This window comes from Chitinophaga sp. GbtcB8 (assembly GCF_019091455.1).
GTDB lineage: Bacteria > Bacteroidota > Bacteroidia > Chitinophagales > Chitinophagaceae > Chitinophaga.
The window spans coordinates 17,158-32,590 of the sequence record NZ_JAGXJN010000057.1 but is presented as its reverse complement, the minus strand read 5'-3'; the positions used below and the strand labels follow the sequence as shown (position 1 = coordinate 32,590).

At 48.8% G+C, this 15,433-nt stretch carries 8 protein-coding genes; 7 read left to right on the top strand and 1 reads right to left on the bottom strand.

The genetic code is table 11. The features are described from left to right. Positions 1-211: 211 nt before the first annotated feature. The gene (locus KVT36_RS30005; RefSeq protein ID WP_217607117.1) at positions 212-3,676 is read left to right on the top strand and encodes a hypothetical protein; all 3,465 of its coding nucleotides are present in this window, start codon (positions 212-214) and stop codon (positions 3,674-3,676) included. Positions 3,677-3,740: 64 nt separating this feature from the next. Here KVT36_RS30005 and KVT36_RS30000 read toward each other — a convergent pair whose 3' ends face one another. Then, complete coding sequence (locus tag KVT36_RS30000; protein ID WP_217607116.1) at positions 3,741-4,316, bottom strand: DUF1579 domain-containing protein; 576 nt, start codon at positions 4,314-4,316, stop codon at positions 3,741-3,743. A 381-nt stretch (positions 4,317-4,697) separates the two neighbouring features. On the opposite strand from KVT36_RS30000, the gene rplK reads away from it, so the two are divergent. From rplK to rpoC, 6 genes are all read left to right on the top strand, one after another. Further along, positions 4,698-5,141, top strand: coding sequence for a 50S ribosomal protein L11 (rplK, locus tag KVT36_RS29995; protein ID WP_217607115.1), 444 nt, complete (start codon positions 4,698-4,700; stop codon positions 5,139-5,141). Positions 5,142-5,191: 50 nt separating this feature from the next. Further along, positions 5,192-5,881, top strand: a complete 690-nt coding sequence (rplA, locus tag KVT36_RS29990) for a 50S ribosomal protein L1 (RefSeq protein ID WP_217607114.1) — start codon at positions 5,192-5,194, stop codon at positions 5,879-5,881. A 32-nt stretch (positions 5,882-5,913) separates the two neighbouring features. Then, the gene (rplJ, locus tag KVT36_RS29985) at positions 5,914-6,429 is read left to right on the top strand and encodes a 50S ribosomal protein L10 (RefSeq protein ID WP_217607113.1); all 516 of its coding nucleotides are present in this window, start codon (positions 5,914-5,916) and stop codon (positions 6,427-6,429) included. Between the two features lie 124 nt (positions 6,430-6,553). Continuing rightward, a complete protein-coding gene (gene rplL, locus KVT36_RS29980; protein ID WP_217607112.1) occupies positions 6,554-6,928 on the top strand; it encodes a 50S ribosomal protein L7/L12 in 375 nt (124 codons plus the stop codon). A gap of 189 nt (positions 6,929-7,117) precedes the next feature. Continuing rightward, positions 7,118-10,927 carry a DNA-directed RNA polymerase subunit beta gene (gene rpoB / locus KVT36_RS29975; RefSeq protein WP_217607111.1) on the top strand — a complete coding sequence of 1,270 codons (3,810 nt, stop codon included), beginning with the start codon at positions 7,118-7,120 and terminating at the stop codon, positions 10,925-10,927. A gap of 117 nt (positions 10,928-11,044) precedes the next feature. Continuing rightward, complete coding sequence (gene rpoC, locus KVT36_RS29970; RefSeq protein ID WP_217607110.1) at positions 11,045-15,346, top strand: DNA-directed RNA polymerase subunit beta'; 4,302 nt, start codon at positions 11,045-11,047, stop codon at positions 15,344-15,346. Positions 15,347-15,433: the final 87 nt, after the last annotated feature.

Here is a 15,433-nt window from a genome sequence, read left to right as displayed (position 1 = left end):
CAATTATCTATTATATTTAGTGATCGATTAAAACTGAATCTTTAAACCCGTTGACACACTTTATGTAATACTACCAATCTTTCCATTCACAAATAAAGCAGCCCAAACGGTACTGTCACACCTCTCATCAAAAAACCATATCTTTATACCAGTTATATCAACTTTTAGAGCGTAGCCAAGGACATTCATAACCCCAAAAATTCTGTCACATATGGCCGCCCCGTTAAAATCGCTGTTACCCCAGCGGCGCAATACCTTTATTGTGATCGTTATATTGTTTGTGCTGGGCACCGCCTTTGCCACCTACTATTTCTATTACATTCCGGGCAACCGGCAAAGACTGCACCAGTACGCCTTCCAGGTGCTGAGCGGTATTTCCGTGAACATGAAAGGCCGTAACAGCGACCTGCTGAAACTTTACACTAACCTGGTGAACGGTGAGTTCCGTGATGCCAGGGCAAAAGAGGATACCGCCACCATGAAAAAGGCGCTGGAAGCCTTACCGGAACAGGTAAGAGCCAGCTTTAGCCGGAATACGGATACCACGCGGGCCGGCACTTACATTAAAGGCAACCTGCTGGAATACCACATTATCCCTAAAAAGCAGGAGGCTATAAAACTGGTGCTACCGGTAGAGAAACTGATACAGCCCATTATTGGCTACCGGCATGAGCTGTTCACCTCTTACCTGCTGCTAAAGCTGGATCATGGCCCCGGCACCATGGTGTATTATGATGAGCGCCTGGGGCTGGATAACCAGGTGCAGCCGGATAGTTTGCTGATGCATTACCGTGGCACTACTTTTTCACAGATCATAGATATCAGCATACAGGGCATTTCCTACAAGCTGTTCTGCTTTCCGTTTGTGATGGGGCAGGAGCGCCTGGTGCTGGGTGGCTTAATAAAGAACACAGACTACCGCCAGCGCCTGGGCAGCATCCCGGTATACCTGGTGTACCCGCTTATTATTGTGCTGCTGCTCATCATCATTAGCCTGCCTTTTTTGAAAATATACCTGATGGGAGCTTATGAGCAGGTAAAGTTCAGCGACCTGGCAAACCTGGCACTGGCCATCTTTGGCGGGATTACGGTGATCACCATGATCGTGATACAGGTATTGCTGCTGGCCAGGGGATATATGATGGCCAATACAGGATTAAGAACCCTCTCCGGCCAGATTGAGCAGAGCATGACAGGAGAAGTGCGGCAGATGCGGCAGCAGATGCGCTTTTTTGACAGTTCTTTTCTGCGTGTGCTGCAGCATAGCGATAGTATACGAACAACCAACAAACTGGTGGTGCAGGTAAGAAGTAAAAAGTCACGTTATGCAATTCCACTCATGCCACCATCCGGACAACCCTATTATAATTTTGAGCGCATTAACTGGGTGAGCAGAACAGGCATGCAGCGTTTTCGTGTACAGCTGCCGGATACATCCAGCCTGTACCTTATCAGCGTAAAGGAAAGGGACTATTACCGATTTTTTGCGCAGCAGCCGGGCAATGGAACAGATACCAGCATTTCCCTGATGGATCCCGTGTATAGCTGGTCCGGGGGCGATTTTGTAATTAACCTGGTAGAAAGCAGCCGTATAGATTCTATGGCGCTGGTGTCTTTTTCAGCTCACATGTACTCCTTATTAAATATCGTAATGCCACCAGGTTATGGCTTTTGTATTATTGACAACAAGGGCAAGGTATACATTCATTCAGAAGCAGACCGCAATCTGAAAGAGAACTTTTTTAACGAAGCCGCTGATGCCGGCCCTTTGCTGGATGCTATTAACAGCCGGCAGGATACTACTTTGAACAATGTGCACTGTTATGGCAAAACCCACTCCTTATATATACATCCGCTGTCGCAACGCCTGGTTATGCACCCGGTAGCAGGCCGTTCCTTTTACCTGCTTACGTTTTATAATAATGGTTATATAATGCCGGTTAACCTGCGCATACTGCTGTTTTCCCTGGTGTGCACGTCCTTTACTTTCCTGCTGGTGTGCGGCTGGCTGCTGCTGCATCATGGTTTTTCCAAACGTTCGCTGCTGTATCGTGATCCGCTGGCGGCGCGTTTTATCTGGGTCATTCCCCGTGAGGCAGATGATGCCATTTACCGCAAAGGTTTATGGTTCCTGGTGCTCTATTTGGTGGTGCTGCTTACCTGCGGCGTGTTTGGGAAGTGGTTTGATGATTATGTAACCTTTGCGCTGGGCCTCATCTCGCCACTAAATATCCTCATATTACTATACGCCTATCATTCCTGCACGCAACCCGGGCGCCCGGGCCACTCCTGGAAAATAGTTGCCTACCTGCTGCTGATGCTGGGCTACAGCGTGTTTGTATACTGGCTGCTGGCTATTGGGCAAAGCGGGGGAGGGGTTGCCTTCTGGTTGTTCCAGGGTGTGCTGCTGCTCATACTGGCTGTAATGTGGGGCTGGCCGCAGGCCAATGAAGCTACAGCTGCTGCGCCGCAGTTGCCGGTATCGTTAATGCATTACAGCTGGTTTGTATTACTGCTGGCATTGTGCCTGGGGGTAATGCCCATGGCGGTGTTCACCTGGTATGCGCATAACCGTGAAATTGTACAGTCGGTGAAAAGGCAGCAGCTGTGCATGGCCCGTTGCCTGGAAAAACGCAGGCCGGCTTTGTTAGGGCTGGTAAAGAACTTCCGCAATACAGGGGCGCCTATAAAGGGTTATTATACCCACTGGTGCTGGCAGCAGGGTATTTACAGCACGGGCCGGGATCATATTATGCCGGTAAAACCCTGGGACCAGCCGCCCGGTAATATCCGGAATGTACCGGAGCTGTATTACAGCAGCCTGTCAGGGCAAATAAATATGAATAATGAAGAGGATCCTGCCAGTTTGCCGTTACTGCAGCAGGCAGCAGACGGCGCCTGGTACTGGGACCAGCAAAAGGGCGGGCTGGCGCTGCATTACCGGCTGGCGCCCGGCAGCTACCCGGATAGGGTGCAGGCCATACAGATCATTACGCAGCCGCCGGTACGTTACCTGTTCCTCAGTGGCTGGCAGCATATTACCGGATTGTTACTGGCGGTAGTGATACTATTGGGCGGCATTCTTTTTTTGATCCGCAGCGCAGTGTCGCGCATTTTCCTGCTGGATTTTGTACGCATTTTCCGGGATGCTGAGCCGGATAAGACACTGGAAAAAAACACGCTGCCCTTTACGGATGAGGAAACCAAAGCCATGATACAGCAGCAATACCAGCGGGCCGTGTTTTTCAAAAGCAAGTGGAACCGGCTCTCCGGCAGCCAGAAGATCATTTTGCTGGACCTGGCGGCAGACGGGCTGTTGAACTATAAAAATGCCATGGAGATCAGCACTCTGCTGGGAGCAGAAGGCGCCCTGGGTATTTACAATGGCCTGATCGTGATCCGGGACCCGGTGTTCCGGCAATTCCTGCTGGAGCAGCGCCACACTGCAGAATCGGCAGAGCTGCGCAAGCAGTATAATGCCCGCAGCCTGTGGGAATCTATCCGTACGCCTTTGCTGGTGATAGTAGCGCTGGTGGGGTTATTTATTTTTACCACGCAGGAAGATATTTCCAAGAAGCTGCTGGTGCTGTTAACCACCCTGAGCACTTTGCTGCCCCTGTTGCCCAAAGTGCTGAGCAGCTTCAGGGCTGCGCCGCCGCCGTTGAAGAATGAATAATTAATAATGAAAAATGCAGCGGTTTATGGCCGCTGCATTTAACTTTTAGATTTTAGATGCTCAGTTACTTCCGTGTAAAGGTAATTTCCATGTTCTTCACTTCTTTACCATTTACTACGGTGTACATTTCCATTTGCTGGGTGTTGTCATCTACCCACTTGTAAATTTCTTTCACTTCACAATCCTTACCGGTAGCAGGGTCTAACATTTTGCCGGTAAAGTGAACGGCTTTGGAGGCTTCGTCCCACTTGCCTTCCATGTACATCATGCCGGTGCCCATATTATCAACCCAGGAGCTCACAAACATCTTCTTGGCATTGTCGTACCCGGTGGTGCCCATGCCTTCAAAAGGCATGTCCATTACAGTGCCGGTGCAGCGCATTTCCTGGTAGCGGCCGCCAAGGACCATGTGATAGGTTGCGTTGCCGGTGCTTTTCATGGGTTCGGCATTGGGATCCATCCAGGAGTTCATGGTAAAGGTCCATTCACCGTCTGATTTGGCCAGCATCTGATGCATAGCAGTGGGGGTCATATAATCCATCCATGCTTTTTGGGCAGCCTGTTGCTCTGCGGATTGTGCCTGCGCGGGATGGTGTAGCAGCAGGGCCAGCAGGGTGGCTGTTAACAATAGACATTTCATAAAGGTGGTATTTATACTAAAGATACTGAAAATCAGCTGTGCCAGAGCCGGCGGAGCACTGTGATGAAGTGGTTTGGGGAAGGGCTGGTATAAACCGGGAATATTTTGTACTTTTGCAGCCGGTTTGTTAGCTGTAACGGAAACGAAAAATAAAATTCTGGGGAGGCGAAAAGTGGAGAATTGCAATAGAATTGTAAAAAATTTATATCCTAAGCAAAAAGAGTGCCCAACTTCAAAAACTTTTTGCCATAATAATTATATTAGCTACCTTTGCATCCCCTTTAAAAGGCAAAATTTAATTAATCAGTTAGATTTTAACACCTTTTAGTTTGGGAGTTCCGCCCTGCGCGGGACGTTTTCACCAAATTAAAACACACATTTATGGCAAAAGAGATTGCAACGTACGTGAAATTGCAGGTAAAAGGCGGCCAAGCCAACCCTGCACCTCCAATCGGACCTGCCTTAGGTTCCAAAGGTGTGAACATCATGGAGTTCTGCAAACAGTTCAACGCCCGTACCCAGGATAAAATGGGAAAGGTGCTGCCTGTATTGCTGACCGTGTACACCGACAAATCCTTCGACTTTGTTATTAAGACGCCGCCCGCAGCAGTACAATTACTGGAAGCTGCCAAGTTGCAAAGTGGTTCCAAAGAGCCTAACCGCGTTAAAGTAGGTAAAGTTAACTGGACACAGATCGAGGCTATCGCTAAAGATAAAATGTCCGACCTGAACTGCTTTAAGCTGGAAAGTGCTATGAACATGGTAGCCGGTACTGCACGCAGTATGGGTATCACTGTAGATGGTAAAGCTCCCTGGGAAAACTAATTCTGTCAAACCTCCGCTCTAACGGAGTAACCATTCAAAAACATTGACAAATGGCAACTAAAAAAAGAAAAGCGGCGAATTCAAAGGTAGACAAGAACAAAGTCTATACCCTGAAGGATGCTTCTACGCTTGTAAAAGATATTAACTGTACTAAGTTCGACAGTTCTGTTGATCTGCATATCCGCTTAGGCGTTGATCCTAAGAAGGCTGACCAGGCTATCCGTGGTTCTGTAACGCTTCCCCACGGTACCGGTAAGACCAAAAGAGTGCTGGTGCTTTGCACCCCGGACAAAGAAGCCGAGGCAAGATCTGCCGGCGCTGACCATGTAGGGCTGGATGAATTTATCCAGAAGATCGAAGCTGGCTGGACGGATGTTGACGTAATCGTTGCAACCCCGTCTGTAATGCCTAAGATCGGTAAGCTGGGTAAGATCCTGGGCCCCCGTAACCTGATGCCGAACCCGAAAACAGGGACTGTTACCAATGATGTAGCAGCTGCTGTGAACGAGGTAAAAGGCGGTAAGATCACCTTTAAAGTAGATAAAGCTGGTATCATCCACGCTTCTATCGGCCGTGTTTCTTTTGCACCCGAAAAAATTGAGCAGAACTCCCAGGAGCTGATCAATGCTATCGTAAGGCTGAAACCGTCCACTGCAAAAGGTACTTACCTGAGAGGGTTATCTATGGCCAGCACCATGAGCCCGGGCATCATCATAGATACTAAATCTGTTCAAATCTAATCCGTTCCCTGACGGATGCAAATCAAAAAGCAATGAACAAAGATCAAAAAAATGAAGCGATTGAACTGCTGAAAAGCAAGTTCTCTCAATATAGCAACTTTTACATCACCAATACGGAATCATTATCCGTAGCCCAGGTGAACAAGTTAAGAAAGGTGTGCTTTGACAAGCAGGTGGAAATGAAGGTGGCTAAGAACACCCTGATCCGCAAGGCGCTGGAATCACTGGACAACGAAAAATACGCAGGTGTATACGAAGCACTGAACGGTGTAACGGCCCTGCTGTTTTCTGATAGCCCGAAAGAACCCGCTTTGATCATCTCCACTTTCCGTAAAGAAAGCAATGGTGATAAACCGGTTCTGAAAGCAGCATTCGTAGCAGAAGAGATCTACAGCGGCGATAGCCAGCTGGCTGCACTGGTACGCATCAAAACCAAGAACGAGCTTATTGGCGAAGTTATTGGCCTGTTGCAGTCACCTGCCAGCCGCGTAATTTCTGCTTTGCTGGAAAAAGCAAAGAAAGAAGAAGCAGGCGCGCCCGCAGAATAAAGCTATTAGCCTTTAGCAAAACACAACGCTAACAGCTAAGCGCTAAAAGCTAACTGCTCACAAATTAGGCTTCCAAGTCACTCTATAAACAACATTTAAAAAAACTATCAAAAACATTATACAAATGGCAGACGTAAAAGCATTGGCCGAACAATTAGTAGGCTTAACTGTTAAGGAAGTACAAGAACTGGCTGACGTACTGAAATCTGAGTACGGCATTGAACCTGCTGCTGCTGCAGTAGTAGTTTCTGGTGATGGTGGTGGCGGAGCTGCTGCTGCTGAAGAAAAAACTTCCTTCAACGTTATTCTGAAAGCTGCTGGCGCCAGCAAGCTGAACGTAGTTAAGATCGTAAAAGATCTGACTGGTCTGGGTCTGAAAGAAGCCAAAGAACTGGTAGACGGTGCACCGAAACCGGTTAAAGAAGGCGTTAACAAGGCTGAGGCAGAAGATCTGAAAGCTAAGCTGACTGAAGCAGGCGCTGACGTTGAGATTCAGTAATTCTTTGCTTAATTATACCTCATTTAAGGTCAAAAGTGCATCCAGCACTTTTGGCCTTTATCCCTTTGGGAAAGTTGTCTTTTTTAGCACCTTTTGATGGTATATTGACTAAGAAATCTTAACTTCAAGGATTTACGTTGTGAAATTTAGCTCACAATTTTATAAGTCATATAACTGCTAACTTCGAATATGTCTCTAAAACAAGCCCAAGCAAACGAAAGAGTTAATTTTGGAAAGATCAAACAAGTGACTGAGACACCGGATCTGTTGGCTATCCAAATTCAATCTTTCAAGGATTTCTTCCAGTTAGAAACCACACCAGATAAGCGGAACAACGAAGGCCTTTTTAAAGTATTTAAAGAGAACTTCCCGATTACGGATACACGAAATATCTTTAATCTGGAGTTCCTGGACTACTTCGTAGATCCGCCGCGTTACACGATTGAAGAGTGTATAGAAAGAGGGCTTACCTACTCCGTACCGCTGAAGGCCAAACTGCGCCTGAGCTGTAATGATGAGGAGCACGTAGACTTCCAGACCATTGTACAGGACGTGTTCTTAGGGAACATTCCTTACATGACCCCGAGAGGAACTTTCGTGATCAATGGTGCTGAGCGCGTGGTTGTATCCCAGCTGCATCGCTCACCTGGTGTGTTCTTTGGACAATCCATACATCCGAACGGAACAAAGATCTACTCTGCCCGGGTGATCCCGTTCAAGGGCGCCTGGATGGAGTTTGCTACGGACATCAATAACGTGATGTACGCCTATATAGACCGTAAGAAGAAATTCCCGGTTACCACCCTGTTACGTGCCATTGGTTACGAAACAGATAAAGACATCCTGCAGCTTTTCGGCATGGCGGATGAGGTTAAAGCAGACAAAAAAAGTCTGGATAAATATGCCGGCAAAAAGCTGGCTGCCCGTGTGTTAAGAAGCTGGGTAGAAGACTTTGTGGATGAAGACACCGGTGAGGTAGTAAGTATTGAGCGTAATGAGATCATGCTGGAACGCGATAGCATCCTGGATGAAGCCAATATTGAAACCATTGTAGATATGGGTGTGAAAAGCGTGTTCGTGCAGAAAGAAGAGGTGAGCGGCGATTTCTCCATCATCTACAATACATTAAACAAGGACACATCTAACTCCGAGCTGGAAGCCGTTCAGCACATCTACCGCCAGCTGCGCGGTGCTGATGCGCCGGATGATGAAACCGCAAGGGGCATCATTGATAAATTATTCTTTTCCGATAAACGTTACGACCTGGGTGATGTAGGCCGGTACAAGATCAACAGGAAGCTGGGATTACCCACGCCCCTGGATATGAAGGTACTGACCAAAGAAGATATCATTGCCATCATCAAATACCTGGTACAACTGACCAATGGTAAAGCTGAAATAGATGATATCGATCACCTGAGCAACCGCCGTGTACGTACGGTGGGCGAACAGCTGTACGCCCAGTTCGGCGTTGGTCTGGCCCGTATGGCCCGTACCATCCGCGAACGTATGAACGTGCGTGACAATGAGGTGTTCACCCCGGTAGATCTGATCAACGCCAGGACCTTGTCCTCCGTGATCAACTCCTTCTTTGGTACCTCCCAGCTGTCACAGTTCCTTGACCAGACCAACCCGCTGTCTGAGATCACGCACAAGCGTCGTATCTCCGCGCTGGGCCCCGGCGGTTTGAGTCGTGAAAGAGCCGGCTTTGAGGTGCGTGACGTACACTATAGCCACTACGGCCGCCTGTGTACCATTGAAACACCGGAAGGTCCCAACATCGGTCTGATCTCTACCCTGTGCGTACACGCCAAGGTAAATGATATGGGCTTCATTGAAACGCCCTACCGTAAAGTAAAAGACGGTAAGGTAGAAATGACCAAAGTACAATTCCTGAGCGCTGAAGAGGAAGACCTGGTGAAAATAGCCCAGGCCAATGCGGAGCTGGATGAGAAAGGCGCTTTTGTAAATGATAAGGTAAAATCCCGCGAAACCGGTGATTTCCCCATCCTGGACCGTGAAGAAGTGGAATACATGGACGTAGCTCCGAACCAGATCGTAGGTTTGAGCGCCTCCCTGATCCCCTTCCTGGAACATGATGATGCCAACCGTGCATTGATGGGATCGAACATGCAACGTCAGGCCGTACCGCTGATCGCTCCGGAAGTACCTATTGTAGGTACCGGTCTGGAAGCGAAAGCAGCCCGCGACAGCCGCCTGCAGATCACTTCTGAAGGTAAAGGCGTGGTAGAGTTTGTAGATGCCAACGAAATACATGTACGCTACGAGCGTGACGAGATGCAGAAGCTGGTGAGCTTTGAAGACGATCTGAAGATCTATCGTTTGACCAAGTTCGTTAAAACCAACCAGAGCACCTGTATCAACCTGCGCCCCTGCGTTAAGAAAGGACAGCACCTGGCAGAAGGCGACTTCCTGACCGAAGGTTATGCTACCCGTGGCGGTGAGCTGGCCCTGGGCCGTAACCTGAAAGTGGCGTTCATGCCCTGGAAAGGTTACAACTTTGAGGATGCCATCGTGATCTCTGAGCGTGTGGCACGTGAAGACCTGTTCACTTCCATCCACATTGATGAATATGAGCTGGAAGTACGTGATACCAAGCTGGGTGAAGAAGAGCTGACGCCGGATATCCCGAACGTGAGCGAAGAAGCTACCAAAGACCTGGATCAGAACGGTATTATCCGTGTAGGCGCCCATATTAAAGAAGGCGATATCCTGATCGGTAAGATCACCCCCCGCGGTGAATCTGATCCTTCTCCGGAAGAAAAGCTGCTACGCGCCATCTTTGGTGATAAAGCATCGGATGCGAAAGACGCTTCCCTGAAAGCGCCCCCGAGCACAGAAGGTGTGGTAATTGACAAGAAATTGTTCAGCCGCGCCAAAAAAGATAAGAACTCCAAGACCCGTGAAAAAGCGGCGCTGGAAAAACTGGAAAAAGTTCACCAGAAGAACGAGGAAGACCTGCTGGAAGTGCTGATGAGCAAGCTGCTCGTACTGCTGAAGGATAAAACCTCTGCCGGTATCACCAACACCTACGGTGAAGTGCTGATCTCCAAAGGCTCCAAGTTCTCCCAGAAGAACCTGGCTAACGTGGACTTCCAGAATGTAAACCCGCTGGGCTGGACCACCGATGATACTACCAACGACCAGATCAACTGGCTGCTGCATAACTACAACATCAAGTACAATGAAGAGCTGGGCCGTTACAAACGTGAAAAGTTCAACATTTCAATTGGTGATGAGCTGCCTGCAGGCGTGCTGAAACTGGCGAAAGTATACCTGGCCAGCAAGCGTAAGCTGAAAGTGGGTGATAAGATGGCGGGCCGCCACGGTAACAAGGGTATTGTAGCCAAGATCGTGCGTGATGAAGACATGCCGTTCCTGAACGACGGTACTCCGGTAGACATTGTACTGAACCCGCTGGGCGTACCTTCCCGTATGAACCTGGGTCAGATCTATGAAACCGTATTAGGCTGGGCCGGTCTGAAGCTGGGTGTGCGTTTTGCAACCCCCATCTTTGACGGCGCCACTACAGAAGAAATAGCTGAATTTATTACCAAGGCTGCATTGCCCAGCTTTGGCCATACTTACCTGCACGACGGTGAAACCGGCGAGCGTTTCCACCAGAAAGCTACCGTAGGCGTGATCTACATGCTGAAATTAAGCCACATGGTAGATGATAAGATGCACGCCCGTTCTATAGGCCCCTACAGCTTAATTACTCAACAGCCGTTGGGTGGTAAGGCACAATTCGGTGGTCAGCGTTTTGGTGAAATGGAAGTGTGGGCTTTGGAAGCATACGGTGCATCCAACATCCTGCAGGAACTGCTCACTATTAAATCTGATGACATTGTAGGCCGTGCAAAAGCTTATGAAGCCATTGTTAAGGGCGACAACATACCGAAAGCCGGTGTGCCTGAATCCTTTAACGTATTGATCCATGAGCTGCGTGGTCTGGGTCTGGACCTGAAGTTTGAATAAAGCTTTTAGCTATTGGCCGTTAGCAGTTAGCGATCGGCCAATAGCTTTGAAATAGTTGAGGAAACATATTTGCCAATAGCCAACAGCTAGAGGCTAACAGCTAAAAGCTAAATAAAGATGGCCATTAAGAAAGAAAATCGTCCTAAATCAAATTTTAGCAGCATAACCATCAGTCTGGCCTCTCCGGATACAATCCTGGAGCGCTCTTACGGGGAAGTGCTGAAACCGGAAACCATCAACTACCGTACTTACAAGCCGGAGCGTGATGGTTTATTCTGTGAAAGGATATTTGGCCCTGTAAAGGACTATGAATGCTATTGCGGAAAATATAAGCGTATCCGTTATAAGGGTATTGTGTGCGACCGCTGTGGTGTGGAAGTAACGGAAAAGAAAGTACGTCGTGAAAGAATGGGCCACATCCGCCTGGTGGTGCCTGTGGTGCACATCTGGTACTTCAAATCCCTGCCGAATAAAATAGGCTACCTGCTGGGTATGTCGTCCAAAAAACTGGAAACCATTGTATACTATGAAAGATACGTGGTTATACAGGCGGGCGCCAAGCAGGAAAAAGGAATGAACTATGGCGACCTGCTGACTGAAGAAGAATACCTGGATATACTGGATACCCTGCCTAAGGACAATCAGCTGTTGCCGGATGAAGATCCCAACAAGTTCATTGCCCGCATGGGTGCTGAAGCGGTAGAAATGATGCTGGCCCGTATTGACCTGGACAGCCTTTCTTACCAGCTGCGTAACCAGGCTGCAACTGAAACTTCCCAGCAACGTAAGGCAGAAGCCTTAAAACGTTTGAGCGTAGTGGAAGCTTTCCGTGAAGCCAATACCCGTGTAGAAAATCATCCGGAATGGATGGTGATGCAATACATCCCCGTAGTTCCGCCGGAGCTGCGTCCCTTAGTTCCCCTGGATGGCGGCCGTTTTGCGTCTTCTGACCTGAACGACCTGTACCGCCGGGTAATTATCCGTAACAACCGTCTTAAACGTCTGATAGAGATCAAGGCGCCTGAGGTGATCCTGCGTAACGAAAAACGTATGCTGCAGGAAGCCGTGGATTCCCTGTTCGATAACTCCCGCAAATCCAACGCGGTGAAGGCAGAAGGCGGCCGTGCCCTGAAATCACTCTCCGATGTGCTGAAAGGTAAACAAGGCCGTTTCCGTCAGAACCTGTTAGGTAAACGTGTGGACTACTCCGGCCGTTCCGTTATCGTGGTAGGTCCTGAGCTGAAGCTGCACGAATGCGGTTTACCGAAAGATATGGCTGCTGAACTGTTCAAACCGTTCATTATCCGTAAGCTGATCGAAAGAGGTATTGTTAAGACCGTTAAATCTGCAAAGAAACTTGTTGATAGAAAAGAAGCAGTGGTTTGGGACATCCTGGAAAATGTGCTGAAAGGCCACCCGGTGATGTTAAACCGTGCTCCTACCTTGCACCGTCTGTCTATCCAGGCCTTCCAGCCTAAGCTGGTAGAAGGTAAGGCGATACAGCTGCACCCCCTGGTGTGTAGTGCGTTCAACGCCGACTTTGACGGTGACCAGATGGCGGTACACGTGCCTTTGAGCAACGCGGCCGTACTGGAAGCCCAGCTGCTGATGCTGTCATCCCACAACATCCTGAACCCGCAGAACGGTACGCCTATCACGCTGCCTTCTCAGGACATGGTATTGGGATTGTACTACATCAGTAAGGGCAAAAAATCTACTGAAGCTGAAAAAGTTCAGGGAGAGGGTAAAGCCTTTTACTCTGCAGAAGAAGTGATCATTGCCCATAACGAAGGCAAGGCCGACCTGCACGCGCACATCAAGGTGAAAGCCTGGGTGCGTAACGTAGCTGCAGGCGTGCTGGAGCACAAACTGATAGAAACTACTGTAGGCCGTGTGATCTTTAACCAGTTTGTTCCAAAAGAAGCTGGTTATGTGAATGCGCTGCTGACCAAGAAATCACTGCGTGAGATCATCGGCGACATTATCAAATACACCGACATTCCGAAAACGGCCAAGTTCCTGGATGATATCAAGACACTTGGATTCCGTACGGCATTCCGCGGTGGTTTGTCCTTTAACATCAATGACCTGATCATCCCTGAAGTGAAACAGCACATGATCGATGGCGCTGCCTCTGAAGTGGATGAAGTGTGGGATAACTACAACATGGGTCTGATCACCAATAACGAACGTTATAACCAGATCATTGATATCTGGTCCCGTGCGGATACCAAGGTAACGGAAACGCTTATACGCGAGCTGGCAACAGACAAACAGGGCTTTAACTCTGTGTACATGATGCTGGATTCCGGTGCCCGTGGTTCCAAACAGCAGATCAAACAGCTGGCTGGTTTGAGAGGATTGATGGCCAAGCCGCGTAAGAGTGGCTCTACCGGTTCTGAGATCATTGAGAACCCCATCCTGTCTAACTTTAAAGATGGTCTGAACGTATTGGAGTATTTCATCTCTACGCACGGTGCGCGTAAAGGTCTGGCAGATACCGCGTTGAAAACAGCGGATGCCGGTTACCTGACCCGCCGTCTGGTGGATGTGGCACAGGACGTGGTGATCACAGAAGAAGATTGCGGTACCCTGCGTGGTATTGCCACTACTGCACTGAAGGATAACGAAGAAGTGGTAGAACCGCTGTACGACCGTATCCTGGGCAGAACTTCCCTGCACGACGTATTTGATCCGCTGAACGATGAAGAGCTGATCGTAGCTGCCGGTGGAGAGATCACAGAAGAAATTGCACACCGTATAGAAGAAAGCGCCATAGAAACCGTAGAGATCCGCTCCGTATTAACCTGCGAAAGCCGCAGGGGCGTGTGCGTGAAATGTTACGGTAAGAACCTGGCAACCGGTTACCTGGCGCAAAGAGGTGATGCCGTAGGTATCATCGCCGCCCAGTCCATCGGTGAACCGGGTACACAGCTTACACTGCGTACCTTCCACGTGGGTGGTGTGGCCGGTTCTACTTCAGTAGAATCTGCACTGCCAGCCAAGTTTGACGGTACCGTACAATTCGATGGCTTACGTACTACCACCTACGAAAATAACGATGGTGATAAAGTACAGGTAGTAATTGGCCGTACGGGTGAGCTGCGTATCATGGACGTTAAGAACGACCGCCTGCTGATCACCAACAACATTCCTTACGGTTCTACCCTGCTGGTTAAAGACGGGCAGAAGGTAGCCAAGGGAGATGTGATCTGCACCTGGGATCCGTTCAACGCCGTTATCGTATCTGAAATTGCGGGTTCCGTACGTTTCGATAGCATCATAGAAGGTATCACCTTCCGTGAAGAAGCTGACGAACAAACCGGTCACCGTGAGAAAGTGGTAATTGAAACCAAGGATAAGAACAAGATCCCGTCCATCGTAATAGAAGGTAACAAAGAGGTTAAATCTTACAACTTACCGGTAGGCTCCCACATCGTAATAGATGAAGGAGAATCCGTAAGGGCCGGCCAGGTAATTGTGAAGATACCGCGTGTGCTGGGTAAGCTGCGTGATATCACCGGTGGTCTGCCGCGTGTAACGGAGCTGTTTGAAGCCCGTAACCCGAGCAACCCTGCCATTGTATCTGAAATAGATGGTGTGGTAACCTTTGGTAACATTAAACGTGGTAACCGCGAGATCATCATCGAAAGCCGTGAGAGCCAGGTGAAAAAATACCTGGTGCCTTTAACCCGTCACATTCTGGTACAGGACGGTGACTTTGTGAAGGCTGGTACTGCGCTGTCTGACGGGTCTATTACCCCGGCGGATATCCTGTCTATCAAAGGACCTTTTGCCGTACAGGAATACCTGGTGAACGAGATACAGGAAGTATACCGTTTACAGGGTGTGAAGATCAATGATAAACACATTGAAGTGATCGTACGCCAGATGATGCGTAAGGTAACCATCGAGGATCCGGGAGATACCCGCTTCCTGGAGGGAGATACCACGGATAAATTTGAATTCTTTGAAGAGAACGATCACATCTTTGACAAGAAGGTAATAACAGAAGCAGGTGAATCCGGCAACATGAAAGCAGGTCAGATCGTGACCCTGCGCCAGGTGCGGGAAGAAAACTCCCTGCTGCGCCGTGCAGATAAGAAGCTGGTAGAATACCGCGATGCCAATCCGGCTACCTCCAGCCCGCTGCTGCTGGGTATTACCAAAGCGTCACTGGGTACGCATAGCTGGATCTCCGCTGCGTCCTTCCAGGAAACCACCAAAGTATTGTCATCTGCAGCCATCAACGGTAAAACAGATGATATGCTGGGCCTGAAAGAGAACGTGATCACGGGTCACCTGATCCCGGCCGGTACCGGTTTGCGCGAGTTTGAGAATATGATCGTTGGTTCCAAAGAAGAATATGATATCCTGTCATCTTCCAAGGAAGTGTTCCAGTTTGATGAAGAAGAATAAACGAATCATGCATAAAAATGAAAAAGTCCTGCCAGTAACGGCAGGACTTTTTTGTGCGTAGTTATTACATTAAAACGTGTTACTTTG